This window comes from Cellulomonas composti (genome assembly GCF_007990245.1).
In the GTDB taxonomy this organism is placed as follows: domain Bacteria; phylum Actinomycetota; class Actinomycetes; order Actinomycetales; family Cellulomonadaceae; genus Cellulomonas; species Cellulomonas composti.
In genome coordinates, this window is sequence record NZ_BJWG01000012.1 from 94785 (window position 1) to 110379 (window position 15595).

General features: G+C 73.7%; 16 protein-coding genes and 3 tRNA genes. 10 read left to right on the forward strand and 9 right to left on the reverse strand.

What is annotated here, in order from left to right; all coding sequences use genetic code 11:
* Positions 1-31: 31 nt before the first annotated feature.
* Both CCO02nite_RS12835 and CCO02nite_RS12840 read right to left on the reverse strand, forming a co-directional pair.
* Entirely contained in the window at positions 32-940 is a 909-nt protein-coding gene (locus tag CCO02nite_RS12835) for an LLM class flavin-dependent oxidoreductase (protein WP_146843550.1), read from the reverse strand.
* Positions 941-1824: 884 nt separating this feature from the next.
* Positions 1825-2175 (reverse strand): metallopeptidase family protein, encoded by a 351-nt coding sequence (locus CCO02nite_RS12840; RefSeq protein ID WP_146843551.1) that lies wholly within the window; start codon positions 2173-2175, stop codon positions 1825-1827.
* Positions 2176-2351: 176 nt separating this feature from the next.
* Between CCO02nite_RS12840 and CCO02nite_RS12845 the strand changes: the two genes are divergently transcribed.
* From CCO02nite_RS12845 to CCO02nite_RS12875, 7 genes are all read left to right on the forward strand, one after another.
* A tRNA-Glu gene (locus tag CCO02nite_RS12845) sits at positions 2352-2424 on the forward strand.
* A 31-nt stretch (positions 2425-2455) separates the two neighbouring features.
* Positions 2456-2529: transfer RNA gene (locus CCO02nite_RS12850), tRNA-Asp, on the forward strand.
* 53 nt (positions 2530-2582) lie between these two features.
* Positions 2583-2655: transfer RNA gene (locus CCO02nite_RS12855), tRNA-Phe, on the forward strand.
* Between the two features lie 105 nt (positions 2656-2760).
* Positions 2761-3996 (forward strand): cation:proton antiporter, encoded by a 1236-nt coding sequence (locus tag CCO02nite_RS12860; protein ID WP_146843552.1) that lies wholly within the window; start codon positions 2761-2763, stop codon positions 3994-3996.
* Between the two features lie 34 nt (positions 3997-4030).
* Entirely contained in the window at positions 4031-4471 is a 441-nt protein-coding gene (locus tag CCO02nite_RS12865) for a phage holin family protein (protein ID WP_146843553.1), read from the forward strand.
* Between the two features lie 116 nt (positions 4472-4587).
* Positions 4588-4983, forward strand: coding sequence for a phage holin family protein (locus CCO02nite_RS12870; protein ID WP_146843554.1), 396 nt, complete (start codon positions 4588-4590; stop codon positions 4981-4983).
* Complete coding sequence (locus tag CCO02nite_RS12875; RefSeq protein WP_146843555.1) at positions 4980-5330, forward strand: DUF3618 domain-containing protein; 351 nt, start codon at positions 4980-4982, stop codon at positions 5328-5330. The genes CCO02nite_RS12870 and CCO02nite_RS12875 overlap by 4 nt, the downstream gene beginning before the upstream one ends.
* 132 nt (positions 5331-5462) lie before the next feature.
* Here CCO02nite_RS12875 and CCO02nite_RS12880 read toward each other — a convergent pair whose 3' ends face one another.
* The gene (locus tag CCO02nite_RS12880; protein WP_146843556.1) at positions 5463-5666 is read right to left on the reverse strand and encodes a BldC family transcriptional regulator; all 204 of its coding nucleotides are present in this window, start codon (positions 5664-5666) and stop codon (positions 5463-5465) included.
* Positions 5667-6099: 433 nt separating this feature from the next.
* On the opposite strand from CCO02nite_RS12880, the gene CCO02nite_RS12885 reads away from it, so the two are divergent.
* Positions 6100-6303 (forward strand): DUF3073 domain-containing protein, encoded by a 204-nt coding sequence (locus CCO02nite_RS12885; RefSeq protein WP_146843557.1) that lies wholly within the window; start codon positions 6100-6102, stop codon positions 6301-6303.
* A gap of 211 nt (positions 6304-6514) precedes the next feature.
* On the opposite strand, the gene purM is transcribed toward CCO02nite_RS12885, so the two are convergent.
* From purM to CCO02nite_RS12905, 4 genes are read right to left on the reverse strand one after another with little or no spacing between them, the layout of a single operon-like run.
* A complete protein-coding gene (gene purM / locus CCO02nite_RS12890) occupies positions 6515-7654 on the reverse strand; it encodes a phosphoribosylformylglycinamidine cyclo-ligase (protein ID WP_146843558.1) in 1140 nt (379 codons plus the stop codon).
* On the reverse strand, positions 7651-9201 hold the full coding sequence (purF, locus tag CCO02nite_RS12895) for an amidophosphoribosyltransferase (protein ID WP_146843559.1): 1551 nt from the start codon (positions 9199-9201) through the stop codon (positions 7651-7653). The genes purM and purF overlap by 4 nt, the downstream gene beginning before the upstream one ends.
* 29 nt (positions 9202-9230) lie before the next feature.
* Entirely contained in the window at positions 9231-9626 is a 396-nt protein-coding gene (locus tag CCO02nite_RS12900; protein WP_246117539.1) for a histidine kinase, read from the reverse strand.
* A gap of 14 nt (positions 9627-9640) precedes the next feature.
* A complete protein-coding gene (locus CCO02nite_RS12905) occupies positions 9641-10018 on the reverse strand; it encodes a sterol carrier family protein (protein WP_146843560.1) in 378 nt (125 codons plus the stop codon).
* 110 nt (positions 10019-10128) lie between these two features.
* Here CCO02nite_RS12905 and CCO02nite_RS12910 point away from each other — a divergent pair, with 110 nt between their 5' ends.
* A complete protein-coding gene (locus CCO02nite_RS12910) occupies positions 10129-10911 on the forward strand; it encodes a hypothetical protein (protein WP_146843561.1) in 783 nt (260 codons plus the stop codon).
* Positions 10904-11839: a hypothetical protein gene (locus tag CCO02nite_RS12915; RefSeq protein ID WP_146843562.1), complete on the forward strand. Its 936-nt coding sequence runs from the start codon at positions 10904-10906 to the stop codon at positions 11837-11839. Before CCO02nite_RS12910 ends, CCO02nite_RS12915 begins: the two co-directional genes overlap by 8 nt.
* Before the next feature lie 21 nt (positions 11840-11860).
* Here the strand turns inward: CCO02nite_RS12915 and CCO02nite_RS12920 are convergent, their stop codons facing one another.
* On the reverse strand, positions 11861-13768 hold the full coding sequence (locus CCO02nite_RS12920) for an O-antigen ligase family protein (protein ID WP_146843563.1): 1908 nt from the start codon (positions 13766-13768) through the stop codon (positions 11861-11863).
* Between the two features lie 3 nt (positions 13769-13771).
* Positions 13772-15571, reverse strand: coding sequence for a carboxypeptidase-like regulatory domain-containing protein (locus CCO02nite_RS12925; RefSeq protein WP_146843564.1), 1800 nt, complete (start codon positions 15569-15571; stop codon positions 13772-13774).
* Positions 15572-15595: the final 24 nt, after the last annotated feature.

The following is a 15595-nucleotide window of genomic DNA, read 5'->3' on the forward strand; positions in this document are numbered from 1 at the left end:
CCGGCCGGCACGCCCTGTCCGATCGGCACCGTCACGCCGACGCGGGCGGCCGACGGCCGGCGAGGGCCTCGAGCACCGCGACGTCCCCCGCGTACACGCCGTCGGCGCGCGGCCAGTGCACGACGACGTCGGTGAAGCCCAGGGCCTGCGCCCGCGCGATCCCCTCGAGCGCCGTCTCGACCGACGCGAGCGAGAACACCGGCGCCCCGTCCAGGTTGAGGTAGCGCCGCGGCGCGGGCGCGTCCGCCGGACCGTGCGCGGCCAGCGCGTCGTCGAACGCGCGCGCCTGGCCGGCGACGCCGTCCCACCAGCGGTCCTGGGCCGCGACCGGGTCCGCGGCGGTCTCGTCGGGCGCGAAGCTCGGGCCGTAGGTGACCCAGCCCTGCCCGTAGCGGGCCGCCACGGCCATCGCGCGCGGGCCGGCGGCCGCGACGACGAACGGGGGCCGCGGCCGCGCGAGCGTGCCGGGGACCATGCGCGCGTCGTCGGCCGTGTAGAACTCGCCCTGCGCGCTGGTCCGGTCCTGCGTGAGCAGCGCGTCGAGCAGCGCGACGAACTCCTCGAACCGTCGGGTGCGCTCGCCGGGCGTGGGCGGCGGCCCCAGCACCGACGCGTCGTAGCCGGTCCCGCCCGAGCCGAGGCCGAGCAGGAGCCGGCCGCCGCTCACGTCGTCCAGGCCGAGCACGTCCTTCGCGAACGGCACCGGGTGCCGGAAGTTGGGCGTCGCGACGAACGTGCCCAGCGCGACCCTGCTCGTCGCCTCGGCCGCAGCCGCGAGCAGCGGCACCGTCGCGAACCACGGGCCGTCGGCGAGCGAGCGCCAGCTCAGGTGGTCGTAGGTCCACGCGTGGTCGAAGCCCCAGTCCTCGACCTGCCGCCAGCGCGCACGATCGCGCACCCACCGCTCCTCGGGCAGCAGCACCACCCCGACCCGCACCATGCGCCCGACCCTAACGCCCCGCCCCGCCCCCACCCATCCACGCACCCTCACCAGCCCCAAACCCCCGACGCACCCCAACCCCGCCGATGCACCCAACGCCACCGACGCAGCCCAAGCCCGCCGACGCAGCCCAAGCCCGTCGATGCAGCTACGAGTGCAGCACCTGCCCGGTCCACCCACCCAGACCTGCACCGACCCCTGCACCGATCCCCGCCACCCCGACGACCCCCACCCACCCCCGCCCACCAGCCCCGGCATGACGGAGCCGACCACCCGTCGGACCCATCGATGCAGCCATCAGTGCAGACCTCGCACGGCCCACCCGCCCAGACCTGCACCGATCCCTGCACCCACACCCACCAGCCCCGACGAACCGCTCGGGCACCCGCGCCCGCCCGCCCGACGAGTCAGTGCCGAAGCTGGCGACGAACCCGTCGATGCAGCCATGGGTGCAGGACCCGCACGGTCCACCCGCCGAGACCTGCACCGATCCCTGCCCCCCGCCCACCGGCCCCGCCGACCCGCGCACACACCGACGAGCGCCCGCCACGGCAAGCCAGTGCAGGGCGCCGGTCGAACCGTCGATGCAGCCATGGGTGCAGGACTCGCACGGCCCACCCGCCCAGACCTGCACCGATCCCTGCACCCACGCCCACCAGCCCCGACGAACCGCGCGGGCACCCGCGCCGCCCGCCCGACGAGTCAGTGCCGAAGCTGGCGACGAGCCCGTCGATGCAGCTGTGGGTGCAGGACTCGCACGGCCCACCCGCCGAGACCTGCACCGATCCCTGCACTGACGGGCGGCGCGGCGCGTGGGTGGGCGCGCGGCGGGGGGTGGGCGCGCTGCGGGGGGTGGTGGCTGGGCGCGCGGTAGGGGGTGGGGGTTAGTCCCAGCCCAGGGCGTGGAGGCGGTCGTCGTCGATGCCGAAGTGGTGAGCGATCTCGTGGACCACGGTGACGGCGACCTCCTCGACGACGTCGTCGCGGTCCTCGCACAGCTCGAGCGTGGGGTTGCGGTAGATCGTGATGCGGTCCGGCAGCGAGCCGGCCGCCCAGAACGACGTGCGCTCGGTGAGCGGGGTGCCCTCGTACAGCCCGAGCAGGTCCTCGCCCGGCGGCGGGTCGTCCTCCACGAGCACGACGACGTTGTCCATCATCGCCGCGAGCTCGTCGGGGATCTCGTCGAGCGCGTCGCGGACCGCGTCCTCGAACTCCTCGCGCGACATCTCCACCATGGTGCCCATCCTGCCCGGTCGGCCCCCCTCGGACCTCAGTCGGACCCCCGTCGGACCGTCGTCGGACCGCCCGTCGGGCCGGTCCGACCGCGGTCCCGGAGCCCGCTTTGGAGTTCCGGGGCTCAGACCGTATGCTCTACACCGGTCATCCGACGCCTCGACGTCAGGGGCGGAACGCCCCCATCGTCTAGCGGCCTAGGACCCCGCCCTTTCACGGCGGTAGCACGGGTTCGAATCCCGTTGGGGGTACGAGTACGTGTGTGGAAAGGTCTCATCACGAGGCCCCGTAGCGCAGTTGGTTAGCGCGCCGCCCTGTCACGGCGGAGGTCGCGGGTTCAAGTCCCGTCGGGGTCGCTCGACAAGCGCCGGTCATTCGTGGCCGGCGTCGTCGTTGGGGGATGCCCCGCGGCTCTGTAGCTCAGTTGGTAGAGCGCACGACTGAAAATCGTGAGGTCACGGGATCGACGCCCGTCGGAGCCACCGTCCACGAAGCCCCGCCAGCAGCAGCCGGCGGGGCTTCGTCGTTCCCAGGTTCCCCGGCCGCGCGCGCCACAATGGGCCGAGTCCCGAGCACCTGGAGCCGCCATGGAGTTCGCCCGCCTGCTGCCCGTGGTGGCCGTGTCCGCGATCGCGCTCGTCGTCGTCGCCGCGATGCCGGCCAGGTCGCGGTTGCCGCAGGTCGTCGTGCTGCTCGTCGGGGGTGCACTGATCGGTCCGGAGGTCCTGCACCTGTCGTCGGCGGCCGACGTCGCGCTGCTCTCGGACCTCGGCATGGGGTTCCTGTTCCTGCTCGCGGGCTACGAGATCGACCCCGGCATCGGCCGCCGCCCCGAGGGCCGGCTCGCCGCGGTCTCGTGGCTCACCTCCGCGGTCATCGGGCTCGCCTTCGTGGCGCTGCTGGCGCAGTTCGTCACCGTCTCGGCGTGGCTGCCGCTGATCATCGCGGGTACGACGACCGCGCTCGGCGTGCTCGTCCCGATCCTGCGCGACGAAGGCCTGACCCGGACCACCCTCGGCGGGCACGTGATCGCGAACGGCGCGCTCGGCGAGCTGGCGCCGATCGTCGCGATGGCGCTGTTCCTCGGCACCAAGGGCACCGCCGGGGCGCTGGTCTCGCTCGCGCTGTTCTCGACGGGCGTGGTCTGGCTCACGCTGGCCCGCCGGCGTCCGACGTTCGCCCGCGTGCAGGCGATCGTGCGACCGCTCGGCGACGGGACCGGGCAGGGTGAGATGAGGTTCACGCTCCTGCTGCTCGTCGCGCTGCTCGCATGGGCCACGGCCATGGGCTTCGACGCCGTGCTCGGCGCGTTCCTCGCCGGGATGGTGCTGCGATCGTGGGCACCCGCGGACAACCACGACTTCGAACGCAAGCTCGACGTCGTGGGGTGGGGCGTGTTCATCCCGATCTTCTTCGTGTCGTCGGGGATGGGGCTCGACCTCGACGCGATCGTCGAGAACCCGCTGCTCCCCGTCGTGTTCGCACTGATCATCCTCGTCGCGCGCGGTGTTCCGGGGCTGCTCTGGTACCGCGGGCGGCTGCCCGCTCGCGACCGCGTCCGCCTCGGCCTGTACACCTCGACGACGCTGCCCCTGCTCGTCGCACTCACGGGCATCGCGGTCGACGACGGCTCGATGTCCACCTCCATCGCGGCGTGCCTGGTCGGCGGAGGTGTCATCACCGTCGTGGCGTTCCCGCTGTTCGCGCGGACCCTGGCGCCCGCGGCGGCCGGCGGCCCGGCCCAGGACGCACCGCCGCGCACCGATCCGCGACCGCCGCCTGTCGGACCGGAGTCCCGGCACGACAACCCCACCGCTGACTAGGCTGGCGGGACGCCACCCGTCCTGGAGGAAAGACGTGACCACCACCCCTGGTCCCGACAAGCACCGCAGCCTGTTCGACCGGATCACCGACCCGATCGCCGACCGCGCACGCGAGAAGATCGAGCAGGCCGAGGACCGCGTCCGTGACGCGATCCAGGCCGAGATCGACGCCGTCGGCGTGAGCGTGCGGGCCCGCGCGGTCCAGGTGCGCCCGTCCGCGATCGCGTTCGCGGCAGCCGCGCTCAGCACCGTCTTCGGGCTCGCACTGTTCGCGACCTCCGCGGTGCTCGGCCTGGCGCACGTCGTCGAGCCGTGGCTCGCCGCGCTGCTCGTCGGCATCGCGCTGGTGCTCATCGGCGCCGGGCTCGCCGCCTGGGCGCGCAACCACCTGCCGAGGTCCACACCGTTCCAGGTGAGCCGGGTCAAGGAGCCGCTGCACCCCGCGGGCGAGCAGGTCCACCCCTGGGCGGACTGACCGGCTGATCGACCGGCTGATCGACCGGTCGGTCGCCCGCTCGCCTCGCGGTGGACGGGAACCAACCACCAGACTGTGACGTCAGGACCCACAGCACCCCTCGAAGGAGGCGGAGCATGACCAAGCAGCCGGCACCCGAGAAGTCGCTCGGCCAGCTCTTCAGCGACCTCAGCGAACAGACCTCGCGCCTGATCCGGGCCGAGATCGACCTGGTGAAGGCCGAGGTCACCGGGCGGCTCAAGGTCGCCGGCGCCGGGGCCGGCCTGCTGGCCGCCGCCGGCCTGCTCGCGCTCTACGTGATCCCGGCGATCCTGGCGACGGCGATCATCGCGCTCGCGCTCGTCGTCGACCTGTGGCTGTCCGCGCTGATCGTGACCGTGGTGCTGCTGATCGTGATCGCCGTGCTCGCGTTGCTCGGCCGCCGGCGGCTCGAGCATGCCTCGGCGCCGACCTCGGCGATCGAGAGCGTCCACGAGGACATCGAGACCCTGAAGGGCGGGCTGGCGTCGTGAGCACACACCACGGAGCGAACCGGGAGCCGGGCGACGCCACCGTTGACGCGGACACGACCGCCGCACTGCAGCCGCCGTTCCGCACCCCCGAGATGGAGGCGATCGAGGCGCACGTCGCCGCGACGCGCCTCGCGCTCGCGGAGACGATCGACGAACTCACCGGCCGCCTGACGCCGCGGAACCTCGTGCGCAGCGCGCGAACGAACGTGCAGCAACTCGTGTCGGACGCGGTGTCCGGCGACGCCGACCCGCAGGCGCGTCGTCGCGCTCGGATCGTGCTGGCGTCGGTCGTGGTGGTCGTCGCGTCGAGCGTGGTCTGGAACCTGCGCGCACGCGGTCGCGATTGACGGCGACGCGCTGCGCACGGGGTTGACGCGGGACTGACTCAGGGGTGATCAGCCTCACGCGCCGATCACTCGTGGGACGACGAACCGCCCCTCAGTGCGGCACGCCGCCCTTCTGACTCACCCCGAACTGACTCACTCGGAACGCTGCTGCGGGACGCCCGTGAGGAGCTCACGCACCTCGGACTCGAGGTAGCGGCGGTGCCCACCCAGCGTGCGGATCGACGAGAGCTTGCCCGACTTCGCCCAACGGGTCACGGTCTTCGGGTCGACCCGGAACAGGGTCGCGACCTCCGAGGGTGTCAGCAGGTTCTCGGTGGGTGCTGGCTTGACGGTCACGGGATGCCTCCTGGCGTGCGACGGGTCGGGTCGGCGGTTCCGGCTCGCCCGGAAAGTCTGTTCGTGCACGCGCCCCGAGGACTCCCGAACCACGCTCCCTCTAGCATGGCCAGACTGCACATAGAGTGCATTCCGGGACACGATTTCGTTACAAAAGCGTACACACGGGACTTGCGGAACGACGAACCTGCAGGTGAGCGCGCACACGACTCACCGTAAACCGGACGAATCGCCCTCGCGCGGCGAACCGCCGCGGGCGCCCGCTCCGAGTCGGCCCGTCCACCGACCGACGTGACCCGCGTCGCGTCGGTGCGAGTGGCCGGAATACGCGGCGAGCATGTACCGTTGCCGCACGAAGAGACGATTCAGCACCCCGGGGCCGCACGTGCAAGCACGGAGCCGCCCCGCTTCCACGTAAGAGGGGGTCGATGCCATGGGGCGCGGCCGTCAGAAGGCTAAGCAGACGAAGGTGGCCAGGGAGCTGAAGTACTTCAGCCCGGACACCAACTACCGAGCTCTCGAGCAGGAGCTCACGTCGCACAGCCACCACGATCTCGATCGACGCAGCCCGTCCGTGGCCGCGCCCTCGGACGACGACGACGACGACTACCGTCGCTGGATCGACGACGAGCGCTGAGCGCGCGTCACTCGCCGCGGCGCCTTCGCACGTGGCCTGACGGCTCCGCGTAAGCGCTCGGGCGGAGCACTGTGCTCAGCCGGTGCGGTCTCAGCCGGTCCGGTCTCATGCCGGCCCGGTCTCAGGCGGCCCGGTCTCAGCCGGTGCAGTCTCAGGCGGTCCGGTCTCAGCCGATCCGGTCTCAGGCGCTCCGGTCTCAGACGGTGCGGTCTCAGGCGGTGCGGTACGCGCCCGTGAGCTGCACGGCTCCGCCGGCGACGCCCTTGGTGCCCGCGACGAAGCCGGGGGCGCCCGGGACGTCGGTCTGCGGGTCGGCGTCGCGCACGCGGCCCAGCTCCCACGCCGGCAGCCCCATCTCGGCGGCGTGCGCGAGCACGCCGTCGACCGCATCGGGCGCGACGACCGCGACCATGCCGACGCCGAGGTTCAGCGTGCCCTCGAGGTCCGTCCACGGCACCTGACCGAGCTGCTGCACGAGCGTGAACACGGGCGGCAGCACCCAGCCGCCACGCGCGACCTCGGCGACCAGGCCGGCGGGCAGGATGCGCGCGACGTTCGCCGCCAGTCCCCCGCCCGTGACGTGGCTGTAGGCGTGCAGTCCGGCAACCCCGGCACGGCGGGCGAGCGCGAGGCAGTCGGCCGCGTAGACGCGCGTCGGCTCCAGGAGCTCCTCACCGAGCGTCCGGCCGAGCTCGTCGACGTGCCGCTCGAGCCCCCAGCCCGCCTGGCGGACCACGGCACGCACGAGCGAGTAGCCGTTCGAGTGCAGGCCGCTGGACGCGAGCGCGACGAGCACGTCACCGGCGCGCACCCGCTCGGGGCCCAGCAGCTCGTCGGCCTCGACGACACCCGTCGCGGCACCGGCCACGTCGTACTCGTCGGGCGCGAGCAGGCCCGGGTGCTCCGCGGTCTCGCCGCCGACGAGCGCGGCGCCCGCGACCTGGCAGGCCGCCGCGATGCCGCGCACGACGTCCGCGATGCGCTCGGGCACCACGCGGCCCGTCGCGATGTAGTCCGTCATGAACAACGGCTCGGCGCCGACCACGACGATGTCGTCGATCACCATGCCGACGAGGTCGAAGCCGATGGTGTGGTGCACGTCGAGCGCCTGCGCGATCGCGACCTTGGTGCCCACACCGTCGGTGGATGTCGCGAGCAGCGGCCGGCGGAAACGGGTCAGTGCGGTCGCGTCGTACAGTCCGGCGAAGCCGCCGACGCCGCCGAGCACCTGCGGGCCGTGCGTCGCACGCACAGCCTCCTTCATGAGCTCGACGGCCTTGTCGCCCGCCTCGGTGTCGACGCCCGCCGCGGCGTAGGTCAGCGGGGCCGGTGCGGTGGTCGCGTCGGTCACGGGTGCTCCAGGGCCGTGGCGCCGCCGGCGCCGGGAAGGATCGAGACGAGGCCGTCCTCGGGCGCGCCGAGCGGAAGCTCGTTCTGCTCGAGCAGGTTCTTGCCGAGCCGGTCCGCGGGCGGCAGCTCGATGGGGTAGCGCCCGGAGAAGCACGCGGTGCAGAGCTGGCTCGACGGCTGCTCCGTGGCCGCGACGAGCCCCTCCTCCGAGATGTAGCCGAGCGAGTCCGCGCCGAGCGACGCGCCGATCTCGTCGACCGCCAGGCCGTTGGCGATCAGCTCGGCCCGGCTCGCGAAGTCGATGCCGTAGAAGCACGGCCACTTCACGGGGGGCGACGAGATGCGCACGTGCACCTCGGCGGCGCCCGCCTCCCGCAGCATCCGCACGAGCGCGCGCTGGGTGTTGCCGCGCACGATCGAGTCGTCGACGACGACGAGTCGCTTGCCGCGGATGACCTCACGCAGCGGGTTGAGCTTGAGCCGGATGCCGAGCTGGCGCAGCGTCTGGCTCGGCTGGATGAACGTCCGGCCGACGTACGCGTTCTTCGTCAGCCCCTGCCCGAACGGGATGCCCGACGCCTGCGCGTAGCCCACCGCCGCCGGCGTCCCGGACTCCGGCACGGGGATGACGAGGTCGGCCTCGACGGGGTGCTCGACCGCGAGGCGGCGACCCATCGCGACGCGCGCCGCGTGCACCGACCGGCCCGCGATCGTCGTGTCCGGACGGGCGAGGTAGACGTACTCAAAGATGCAGCCCGCGCGCACGTCGCTCGTCGCGAACCGCGAGGAGCGCAGCCCGTCCGCGTCGATCGCGATGAACTCACCCGGCTCGATCTCCCGCACGAAGCTCGCGCCGACGATGTCGAGCGCCGGCGTCTCCGAGGCGACGACCCAGCCGCGCTCGAGCCGGCCCAGCACCAGCGGGCGCACGCCCTGCGGGTCACGCGCCGCGTACAGCGTGCGCTCGTCCATGAAGACGAGCGAGAACGCCCCGTGCAGGCGCGGCAGCACCTCGAGCGCCGTGGCCTCGAGCGTGTGGTCCGGGTCGCCCGCGAGCAACGCCGTGATCAGCGCCGTGTCCGTGGTGTTGCCCCGCGCGAGCTCGCCGCGCCGCTGGCTGCCGTAGCGCTCCGCGACGAGGTCGACGAGCTCGGCGGTGTTCGTCAGGTTGCCGTTGTGCCCCAGCGCGACGGTGCCCGCGGCGGTCGCGCCGAGCGTGGGCTGCGCGTTCTCCCAGTTGCTCGCGCCCGTCGTCGAGTAGCGCGCGTGGCCGATCGCGATGTGTCCCTGCAGCGCGTTGAGCGCCGTCTCGTCGAACACCTGCGAGACCAGACCCATGTCCTTGTAGACGAGGAGCTGGGTGCCGTTGCTCGTCGCGATGCCGGCCGACTCCTGGCCGCGGTGCTGCAGCGCGTACAGACCGAAGTAGGTGAGCTTGGCAACCTCCTCACCGGGAGCCCAGACACCGAAGACGCCGCAGGCGTCCTGGGGGCCTTTCTCGTCCGGGAGGAGGTCGTGGTTCAGTCGTCCGTCAGCGCGGGGGGCCACGCGCCTATGGTCGCACATCGACCTGGCGGTCAGGCGAGCGGGTCACGGCTGCGGCGGTCCGCCGCGACGGCGAGCGCGCCGCCCGCGAAGCCGCCGACGACCCCGCCCGTGAGCGCCATGACGAACCGGATCGTGCCCTGGCCGTCGAGGAACGAGATGAACCCCTGCCCCGAGGCGACCGACGACGACTGGCCGTCCTGGGCGCCGTCGGCCTCGTCTCCCTCGCCGAGGAACAGCGTCAGGAGCAGTGCGACGACGATGCCGACCACAGCCCCCACGCCGATGAAGACGCTGTACTTGGGCGCGCGCCGCACTCTGGCCGGCTCGGCGATCCGCTGGAGCTCGGCCTCGGACGGCACGGGCTGCTCGTCGGGCGCGTGCTCGTCGGACGCGTGCTCGTCGGAGATCTGGGGGTCGGAAGGCACCCCAGGATCCTAGGTCAGCGTTGCCGCGCGGCCTGCAGCGGCAGCCAGGCGGTGAGGTCAGCCCGCTCGCCGGATGCGCGCACCCGGCCGTCGGCGACCGCGTCCGCCCAGGCCAGCGCGCCCGTGACGAGCGCGAGCCAGGTCTGCGGGTCGGTCTCGACGACGTTCGGGGGCGTGCCGCGCGTGTGCCGCGGGCCCTGCACCGCCTGCACCGCTCCGTCCGGCGGGACACGCACCTCGACCGCGTTGCCGGGAGCCACGTCCGCGAGCTCCTCGAGCGTGAACCGCACCGCGGTCCGTCGGTCCGTCACGTCGGCCGCACGCGGATCGGCCCGCCAGGCCGCGAGCGCGGCGCGGCCGAGCACCGGGTCGGTTCGGCGTCGAGGAGGCACCGGGCCATTCTCACCCCGGGGCTCACCGACCGGCGGTGCGTCGTATCTGAGGGCGGGGCGGCGTGCTCCTCTGCTTCGAGCAGGTCCACGCACCCACGGAGGTGGGCGAGATGATGCGATCGCACCTGACCGAACGGCGACGAGCGCGCAGCGCGACCGCCTCCCGCATCGCGACATGCCTGGTCGCGGCCGTCCTCGTCGCCCTCGGGCCGCTCGCCGCGTGCTCGTCGGCCCCGGACGGCTCCACCGGTGACGACCCGACCACCACGGCTGCCCCGAGCCCGCCACCCGTCCAGGAGCCGCAGCCCGCCCGCACGGGCCTCGAGTCGCCGCTTCCCGAGCTCGGCCCGCAGCCCGCGTTCACCAACGCCGCACCCGGGGACGGCACCGTGGTGCTCGCCGCGGACCTCACCACCGCGTGCCTCTTCTACTCGTGGGTCACCGAGACCGGCGCTCCCGAGCTCGTGGACGGGGTCACCTTCGAGGTCACCGGCGCCACGTTCTCGACGACGACGGCCTGGCGGCTGGACGCCACGGGCTGCCCCGACGCGGCGTGCCCGACCCTCGGCCCGGACGCCACCAGCTGCACTCTCGGGTTCGTGCACGACGGTGCGGCGGACCCGGCCGACCTGCCGCAGGTGAGCGTGGCCGGCACGTTCACCTGCGGGCCACCGCTCGACGACGATGCGTGCGCGGACCTCGTCGCGCAGTTCGAGACGGCCACCGGCGCGGTCCTGCCGTTCTCGCCCGACGGCCTCGTCCCCGACGAGCCGGCCGACACCTCCTCGTCGGCGAGCCCGGAACCGACGCTCGAACAACCGATGCCCGAGCCGACGACCGAACCGACGACCGAACCGGCATCCGAGCCGACGACCGGGTCGACCGATGGCTGAGGGGCCGCGCGCGCTCCCGTCGTGGCTGGGCCTCGCGACGCAGGTGGCGGCGCCACTGACGGTGGTCAGCGCGACGCTGTTCTACTTCGGGTACGTCTTCACGAGCGCGCAGTTCGCGTACTTCGGCGTCGACGTGGCCACGATCGGCCTGACCACGCAGGACTTCGTGCTGCGCAGCCCGCAGCCGCTCGTGCTCCCGCTGCTCGTCCTGACGGCGGCGTCGGTCGGGGCGACCGCGGCGGTGACCCGCGTCGAGCGACGCGTGACCGCGATCCGGCGGCAGGACGCGGCGATCGCGGAGGCCGGCGGGCCGAGCGGCGTCGGGATGGCACGCGTGGTCGCGCTCGCGCGGCGTGCGGTGCTCGTCGGGTGCGTCGTGATCGCGATCGGTCTGGCCCTCCTGCTCGCCTACCCGTGGTGGCGGGACCGCACGCCGGAGCTCGAGCTCGTCTCGACCCTGGCGATCGCGCTCGGCGCGGTCGTCGCCGCCGTCGGGCTGCGGCATGCGCCTGCGCACCTGCCCGGACTCGTCGCGACCCTGTGGGCCATGGCGATCGTCGCGACGCTCTGGTCCGTGTCCACCGCCGCCGAGTGGGCCGGCACGGGCCGGGCGCACGAGATCGCGCGCACTCTCGACGAGCTTCCCGCCGTCATCCTGGACACGCCGCAGGACATGCGGCTGCAGAACACGGTCCCGCCGCCCGACGACCTGTGCTTCCCGGCCGGTGCCGACGGACCGGACGCCGAGTGCGCCGCTCGCACCGACGAGCCGCGCTACCGGTACCGCGGTCTGCGGCTCCTGGTGCAGGGACCGGACGCGATGTTCCTGGTGCCCGACACGTGGTCGGCCAGCGCGACGACGCTCGTCGTCCCGGACGACTCGACCGCGCGGGTCCAGTTCCAGTTCCAGAACGACGCCCCCGACTGATCTGGTCTCCCGTCGTCGCGATCAGCCGCGCGCTGCGCGGACGATCTCCAGGTTGCCCGCCGCGTCCTCGTTCTCAGGGTCGATGCGCAGCACGTCCTCGAAGTCGGCGATCGCGCCGTCGACGTCGCCGAGGTACGCACGCACGGTCCCGGCGCGCAGCAGCGTCGCCGGGTCGTCGGGAGTCAGCCGCAGCACGGCGTCGAGGTCGGCGAGTGCGGCTTCCAGCTCGCCCACGGACTGGTTCAGCACCGCGCGCGCGGCCAGCGCCCCGCGGTCGTCGGGGTCGGCGCGCAGGGCCCGGTCGGCGGCCGCGATGGCCGCCATGACCAGAGCGGGGTCGGGCTCCACACCCGCGACGACGGTGACGTCGACCGCGGCGGCCGCGTCCTGCGCACAGACCGAGGACGTCGCCGGGTCCCACCAGCGCAGCGCCTGGGCGCGGTCGCAGGAGACGACGAACGCCGCGGCGTCCCCCGCCGCTGCGGCGTCACCGGCGGCGCGCTGCGGCCACTGCGAGACGACGCCCAGCACCGCGACGAACGCGAGCGCCGCCGCGGCGCACCCCCAGGCCACCCGCGTCGCCGCCGCTGCGCGGGTCCGGTCGGCCGGCGCGCGTCGCGAGACGAGACCGCCCGCGACGAGCAGCGCGAGACCGAGCGTCGAGACCCCCGTGACGTGGGTCAGCAGCGCGACCGCGACCGTGGCGACGGCGCCTGTCGCGGTCGCGGCCCGCCAGGGATCCGCGTCCGCCCGGGCCGCCTGCCACCACGCCCGCGCGAGCACGACGAGCAGCGCGAGCGCCACCAGCGCGAGCGGCAGCCCGCCCGCCACGAGCACCTGCAGCGGCCAGGAGTGCGGCGAGTCCAGCGGTCGCTCGAACCCGACGCGCCGCGCCCACTCGGCATCGGAGACCGTGAGGATCGCGTGCGCGAACCCGCTCGGGCCGACCCCGAACCAGGGGTGCGCGCCGACGACGTCGAGCGTGCGTTCCCAGATCAGCCATCGCCCCGAGACCGTCGCCGTTGCCGATCCGTCCTCGCCCAGCAGGCGGGCGGCGGTCGCCGGCACGACGAGCGCGCCCACCACGCCGACCGCGGCGAGACCGCTCAGCGCCACCACCGGTGCTCGGGCCGCGCCGCCGGCCCGCGCCCGCGCCAGGAACCACCCGAGGCCCGCCGCCACGGCCGCGCCGACGACGAGCGCGAGCAGCGCCGCCCGCGAGCCGGACAGCACGACGGCGACGAGCCCGCCGACCACGCCGGCGCACGCGAGCACCGCGTCCGCGGTGGGGGCCGACCGTGCGCCGCGCGACCGACGGGCCGGCCCGAGCCCGTCGAGCACCGGTCGGACGAGCAGGACCGCCAGCAGTGCACCGACCACGCCCAGGTCCGTGGCGTTGCCGAGCAGCGAGCCCGTGCGCTCGGCGGCGGACCCGGCGAACGGTCGCGCACCGGTCGCCTCGACGAGCGCTCCCGCCGCGACGACGACCGCGACGACCGCACCCGTGCGCTCCAGCGTGCGCCAGGGCGCTGGCGGCCCTGCGGCGGCATCGCTCGTGCGACCGCGTAGCAGTCGCGCGCCGGTCCACAGGGCACCGCCGTAGGCGGCGAGCGCCAGGATCCCCTCGTACCGGCCGAACGCGCCGACGAGCGCCGTCCACGGCCGCTCGCCGAGGAGCGCGCAGACGCCGAGCCAGGTCGCACCGACCCCGAGCAGCGCCGCCGCGCCACGCGGCAGCCGACCGCGCGCCGCGGCCGTCGTCGCGACCAGGACGCCGACGAGCACGACCGTGAGCTTGGGCAGCACGAACGCGAACTGTGCGCCCGGCAGCCAGGCCGCGCTGCCCGCGACGACGAGCCCGACGGCGACGCGAGCCCGGTGGCCCGTGTCGTCGTCGGGCTCGACCACCCTGGTGCGAACGGTGCCCACGCGCTAGACCGTCGGCCCTCCCGCGACCCGCGCGACCGTCACGTTGGCAAGATCGCCCGGCTTGGTCACGCTCGTGGGCGACTTGACGACGAAGTAGTACGGCGAGTGGTAGGCGAAGAACACGTCCTCGAGGACCACCGCGTCCCAGGCGCGACCGGTCCAGGGCGCCTGACCGACGCCCTTCTCGTTCGTCCAGTTGCCCCACAGGTCCGCGGGGGTCCGGCGCGGCAACGGGACCACGCCCGGGAGCGCGCGCCCGTCGAAGGTCACGCTCGTGCGCACCAGGGTCTGCAGCGTCTGGACCTTGCGGGTGGGCTGCGGGATCCTGCGCACCGCCACGCCGTCACCGACCGTCACGCTCAGCAGATTGCCCTCGTACCCCGCCGTCGAGGTCGTGCGGTGCGACCGCAGCGCGTAGATCCCGGGCACGACGTGCGTGATCGCGTAGCTGCCGTCGGGCTTGACGTCTCCGCCGTCGATCGCCCCACGGTAGAGCGGGGACGTGCCGTAGCGCAGCGAGACGAAGCCTGCCGTCGTCCCCTCCACCGTGCCGCGCACGGTCACGGGCGCGGCGGCCGGCTTGAGCGCACCCACGGTGCGCGCGGAGGTGCCGGAGACCACGACGGTGGACTTGGCATACCGACCCGATGCGGCGTCCTGGACGACGACGGTGTGCGTGCCGGTCGGCAGACCGTGCAGCGCGAAGTCCCGCTTCTTGCCGTCGGACGACCAGTAGGAGTCCGAGGCGAGCACGTGACCGTCGGCCGCGAGCGCGACGATCGTGCCGTAGGTCTCCTTGGCGAGCGGCGTCACCGAGCCGGTGACCTGCGCACCCTTGGTGAGGGTCGACCCGGCGGTCGTGACCCGGCCCGAGGTGACCGACACCGTCGAGGTCCGCGTCACGTAGTCGCGGTACGCGCTCGACATGCCCGAGGCGCCGGAGTAGTCCACCACGTAGGACCCGGCCGTGAGGCCCTTGAACGCGTAGCGGCCGGTGGCGTCCGTGACCGTCCGCGGCGAGTCGGGTCCGTTCGCCCACACGGCGATGCCCTCCAGAGCCTTGCCCTGCGTGTCCTGGACGACACCGGTCATCGTCGTCGGCGACTCGAGCGTGAGCATCGCTGCGGTCGTGACGCCCTTCTTCGCCGACACGTCGACGGTCGCGCGCGCATCCGTCCAGCTGCTCCACATCGCACCGACGGTGTACTCGCCCGGGTACATCCCCGTGAACGTGAACACCTTCTTGTCCACGGTGTAGTCGCACTCCATGGCGGCGAGCGTGCCGTTCTTGCGCAACAGCTTGGCGCAGTGCACGGGTGCCGACGTCGTCACCCGGACCGTGCTGAGCTTCGGCGCGGTCGCGGTGCCCAGCTCGATCGTCCCGGCCTTCGCGGCGATCGGCGCGAGCCCCACGTACGTGAACGCGGCCTTGCCGCCCTTCCCGACGAACAGGCGGTCCATGTACCCGTCCGACGACGTCCAGTCGTCCACCCGCACGTAGAGCGAGCTGCCCGCCGCCACCGACGCCGTGACGGAGTACCGCCCGTTGTCGGCGACCAGCGCGGTGCTGACCGGCGCCGCGTCCTCGTCGACCCACCTCGCGGCGGGTACGACGAACACGCCGACCTCGTCGACCGCGCGCCCGTCGGCCCGCACCGCCTTGCCGGTCAGCGTCACGGACACGGTGGCCGCGGCGCTCGCCGCCGGCGCTCCCGTGGCCTGCGCCGCTGCCGGTACGGCTGCCAGGAGGCCCCCCGTCACCGCGGTCACGGCCCCCAGCGCGATCGCCCTCGCGAACCTCATGACACACCTCTCGTCCGATCGGCA

Excerpts from the sequence above, each read along its gene's own strand:
- CCO02nite_RS12860 (WP_146843552.1), top strand. The coding sequence starts at position 2,761 with ATGGAGTTCGCCCGCCTGCTGCCCGTGGTGGCCGTGTCCGCGATCGCG.
- CCO02nite_RS12840 (WP_146843551.1), bottom strand. The coding sequence starts at position 2,175 with ATGGTGGAGATGTCGCGCGAGGAGTTCGAGGACGCGGTCCGCGACGCG.
- CCO02nite_RS12915 (WP_146843562.1), top strand. The coding sequence starts at position 10,904 with ATGGCTGAGGGGCCGCGCGCGCTCCCGTCGTGGCTGGGCCTCGCGACG.
- CCO02nite_RS12925 (WP_146843564.1), bottom strand. The coding sequence starts at position 15,571 with ATGAGGTTCGCGAGGGCGATCGCGCTGGGGGCCGTGACCGCGGTGACG.
- CCO02nite_RS12835 (WP_146843550.1), bottom strand. The coding sequence starts at position 940 with ATGGTGCGGGTCGGGGTGGTGCTGCTGCCCGAGGAGCGGTGGGTGCGC.
- CCO02nite_RS12885 (WP_146843557.1), top strand. The coding sequence starts at position 6,100 with ATGGGGCGCGGCCGTCAGAAGGCTAAGCAGACGAAGGTGGCCAGGGAG.
- CCO02nite_RS12910 (WP_146843561.1), top strand. The coding sequence starts at position 10,129 with ATGATGCGATCGCACCTGACCGAACGGCGACGAGCGCGCAGCGCGACC.
- CCO02nite_RS12870 (WP_146843554.1), top strand. The coding sequence starts at position 4,588 with ATGACCAAGCAGCCGGCACCCGAGAAGTCGCTCGGCCAGCTCTTCAGC.